Annotated in this window: 5 protein-coding genes; all 5 read left to right on the top strand. The window is 27.0% G+C overall.

Translation table 11 applies throughout. The features are described from left to right. Positions 1-108: 108 nt before the first annotated feature. Positions 109-513 carry a hypothetical protein gene (locus VK998_RS12565; protein WP_325228914.1) on the top strand — a complete coding sequence of 135 codons (405 nt, stop codon included), beginning with the start codon at positions 109-111 and terminating at the stop codon, positions 511-513. 35 nt (positions 514-548) lie between these two features. Beyond that, positions 549-1598, top strand: a complete 1050-nt coding sequence (locus tag VK998_RS12560) for a DUF3866 family protein (RefSeq protein WP_325228911.1) — start codon at positions 549-551, stop codon at positions 1596-1598. A 15-nt stretch (positions 1599-1613) separates the two neighbouring features. Continuing rightward, entirely contained in the window at positions 1614-2153 is a 540-nt protein-coding gene (locus VK998_RS12555; RefSeq protein WP_325228906.1) for an NUDIX hydrolase, read from the top strand. 76 nt (positions 2154-2229) lie between these two features. Then, positions 2230-2865, top strand: a complete 636-nt coding sequence (gene spoIIM, locus VK998_RS12550) for a stage II sporulation protein M (RefSeq protein ID WP_325228904.1) — start codon at positions 2230-2232, stop codon at positions 2863-2865. Between the two features lie 67 nt (positions 2866-2932). Next, positions 2933-3826 carry a site-specific tyrosine recombinase XerD gene (gene xerD, locus VK998_RS12545; protein WP_325228902.1) on the top strand — a complete coding sequence of 298 codons (894 nt, stop codon included), beginning with the start codon at positions 2933-2935 and terminating at the stop codon, positions 3824-3826. The last annotated feature ends 170 nt before the right edge of the window (positions 3827-3996 follow it).

The raw sequence follows: 3996 nt of genomic DNA, 5'->3' as shown, positions 1-3996 counted from the left end.
TGACATATAAAATCTTTTTTTAAGGGTAATCTTACTACGGGAGCAATAAAAGCAGGCATCGGGTTTTTTATTGCATTAATTATTTCTATAAGTTTTACTGAGAATTTATTGGAAATTTTGGTTAACACTTTTATTATTGCTTTATTTACAAATTTAATTAATTTGTTCGACTTAAGACCGGGTAGATCTATCAAGGTGTTTATTATCGTATCAATAATAATGTTAGTAACTAGTGTTGTCAAAGAATATAATTTCTTTTTCTATTCTTTTTATGGTGTATTAATAGTATATTTTCCATTAGATTTAAAAGCAAAAGTTATGATGGGAGACGTAGGTTCGAATGTTTTAGGTATTACATTAGGGATATATTGTATATATACACATAATATAATTATAAAAATAGTTTATTTAACTTTATTGATTATTATCCATTTGTTGGCTGAAAAATTATCTTTTTCAACAATTATTGATAACAATAAAATATTAAAATTTATTGATAAATTAGGAAGATAGGAGGGGTTTATCTGTTAAGTTATAGAAAAGCCAAAGTGGTTAAGATAGATGAAGAAGATGAACATGTTTCTTGGATTAGAGTAGAATTAAATAATACAATTTCAAAGGCGATAAACTATAATGATTTAACAGGAACTGTTAAGGTTGGAGATATGGTTATAATCAATACTACTGCTGTGGAATTATCTTTAGGAACTGGAGGTATTCATTTTGTAATATTTAATTACAGCAATGAGTATAAAACTTTGAGAGGTTCAGGACATATTATGAAGCTAAGATATACACCTCATCAAATAAGATGTTTAGCTGCAGAAGAGGAAGATAGCGAATATCATCAATTGTTTAATGATTTCAAATCTCTTGATGGTCATTTGTTTGTTATAGGGACATTACATAGTATGTTAGCTCCTATTGTTGCTATGCTAAAGTGGCTTGACAGTAGTATTAAAATTAATTATCTGATGACAGATGGGGGAGCTTTGTCTTTATATTTTAGCAATACTGTAAAGATGTTAAGAAATAAAAAAATGATAAACAATACTATTACAATAGGTAATGCTTTTGGTGGAGATTTAGAATGTACTAATATATACACAGGTTTAATTTCAGCAAAAGAGATATTGAGAGGAGACGTAACTATTATTACAATGGGGCCTGGAATAGTAGGAACAGGTACCAAATATGGATTTAGTGGAATAGAGCAAGGACAAATAATTGATGCTGTAAATACTCTGGAAGGAGAAGCTGTTATAGTACCAAGAATTAGTTTTAATGATAGAAGAGAAAGACATTTTGGTATAAGTCATCACACTAGAACTATATTATCAGAAATAGCTAAAACTTCTGGGAAGGTAGTTTTACCATTGTTAGATGATAATAAATTTAATGTATTAAATAATCAAATTAGGAAACTAAAACTTGATGAGAAATATGAAATTATTTATGAAAACGGAGATAAAATTCTTGAAGCTATGAATTATTTTAATTTGAAAATCACAACCATGGGAAGAAGTTATGAAGACGATAAAGAATTTTTTAAAACCTTAGGGGCTGTGGGAACTCATATATTCAGAGAGTTAAATTAGAGGAGGAATAGTCTAATGAGTTACGAAGAAAAAACTATGAAGTCTGAAAAAATTTATGAAGGGAAAATAGTAAATTTGAGAATAGACACAGTGGAATTGCCAGATAAAAAGTATTCTAAAAGGGAAATTATAGAGCATCCTGGTTCAGTTGGTATAGTTCCTATAACTGAAGATGGTTCTATAATAATGGTAGAACAGTTTAGAAAACCAGTCGAAAAAACCCTTTTAGAAATACCTGCTGGTAAAATTGAAATCACCGAAGAACCAAAAGAGACAGCTTTAAGGGAATTAATCGAAGAAACAGGATGTATAGCAAAGAAAATGGAGTATATATTTGAGTTTTATACTTCACCTGGTTTTTCTGATGAAAAGATTTATCTATTTTTAGCAACTGAATTGGAGTTTGGAATGGAAGAACCTAGTGAAGGCGAATATATAAAAGTGAAAAAAATGAAAATTGATGATTTGATAAATATGGTAAATAAAGGAGAAATAAATGATAGTAAAACCATAATAAGTATATTTTTTGCAGAAAAGTATATTAATCAAAAATAATTAGTTAGTGATAATATCTTCCCTAAAGGCATATTATTTCATATATGCTTGTATTAGTTGAAGGGAGGATTTATAATTGTTTAACAAAATTAAAAGATGGCTTTTTAAACAATTTCAAGATAATTTTATAATTTATTTTTTGGTAATAATTATTTTTGCTATTGGAATAATAATAGGCTCTATTACTATTAAAATAATAGGTTTAGAGCAAAAAAATGATTTAATAATTTTTTTAAGTTCCTTTTTTAAAAATATTGATGGCGATAAAATTAGCAATAGTTTAATATTAAAACAATCAATAACTGATAATTTTAAAACTGTTGGTTTAATATGGATATCGGGTATAATATTTATAGCTGTTCCTTTAATTCCGATTATTGTCTTGTTTAGAGGTTTTGCTTTGGGTTTTACTGTTGGGTTTCTTGTGAATGAATATGGAATGGAAGGATTTTTATTTTCTGTTTTAGGAATTTTGCCACAAAACTTATTTATTATTCCCGGTATTCTTTCCATCGCTTCAATAAGTATGGCTTATTCTATTAAATGTATAAAAATGAGAAAATTAAGAGTTAAATCCATAAATAATGTTTCAAAAATTCTCGATTATACTACTTTAATAGTTTTGTTGTCTATTGTTATAATTATAGGTTGTTTGATTGAAGCTTATGTATCACCAATGTTTTTACGATTATTAACAGATTATATTAATTGATTTTAAAAAAGGATTTTATAAGATTATGTTGAATAAGTACATAACCAGTTAATAAAGGAGAACTAGTATGTCTGAACTAATTTTTAAAAAATATATAGATTACATCAAAAATGAAAAAGAATTGACTTCTAATACTTTAGAGGCCTATTTAAGAGATATAACCCAGTTTAAAGACTATCTAATAGATAATAATATGAATGATATTACCGAAGTGAATAAAACGGTAATTATTACATACTTAATGTATTTACAGAAAGATGGGAAAGCTACATCTACAATATCAAGAAACCTAGCTTCTATAAGATGCTTTTATCAATATTTATTAAATAATAATGAAATAAAGGAAGATCCTACTCATAATTTACGTTCACCAAAATCAGAAAGGAAAATGCCAAATATTTTAACAAAAGATGAAGTAGATTTATTATTATCTCAGCCTTGCGATAATAATTATAAAGGAATTAGAGATAGAGCTATGTTAGAGCTTTTATATGCAACTGGAATGAGGGTTTCGGAAATAATTGCTTTAGATATGGACAACCTAAATTTAGAACTAGGGTATTTGCTTTTAAATAAATCTAATGAAAATAGGAGAGTTGTACCAATTGGAAGTATTGCTTTAAAACATTTAAATTGTTATTTAAATCAATATAGAGAACAAGTACTTAAAGAACAAAAAGAGAAGGCATTGTTCCTAAATCATAATGGTAAAAGATTAACTAGACAAGGGTTTTGGAAGATAATAAAGGAGTATAAGAAAAAATCAAATATTGATAAAAAGATAACTCCTCATACACTAAGGCATTCATTTGCTGTTCATTTATTACAGAATGGTGCTGATATTAAAACTGTTCAGGAGATATTAGGACATTCCGATATCTCTACCACACAAATATATTCTTTTGCAATGGATAATAAAGAATTAAATGATGTGTATAAAAAAACACATCCTAGAGCATAGGAGGTAAGGTTATGAATTATTTGGAAAAAATAAATAATAGCACAAATTTTATAAAGAGTAAAATAAAAGATACACCTGAAGTAGGCTTAATATTAGGTTCAGGCTTAGGTGATTTAGGAGAAAAAATTGAAGATTCTATAGTTATATCATACGAAAATATTCCTAATTTT

The sequence above is a fragment of the Schnuerera sp. genome (assembly GCF_035459645.1).
GTDB lineage: Bacteria > Bacillota > Clostridia > Tissierellales > Tepidimicrobiaceae > Schnuerera.
The sequence above is the reverse complement of the archived record's forward strand: the minus strand, read 5'-3'. Positions and strand labels throughout refer to the sequence as shown.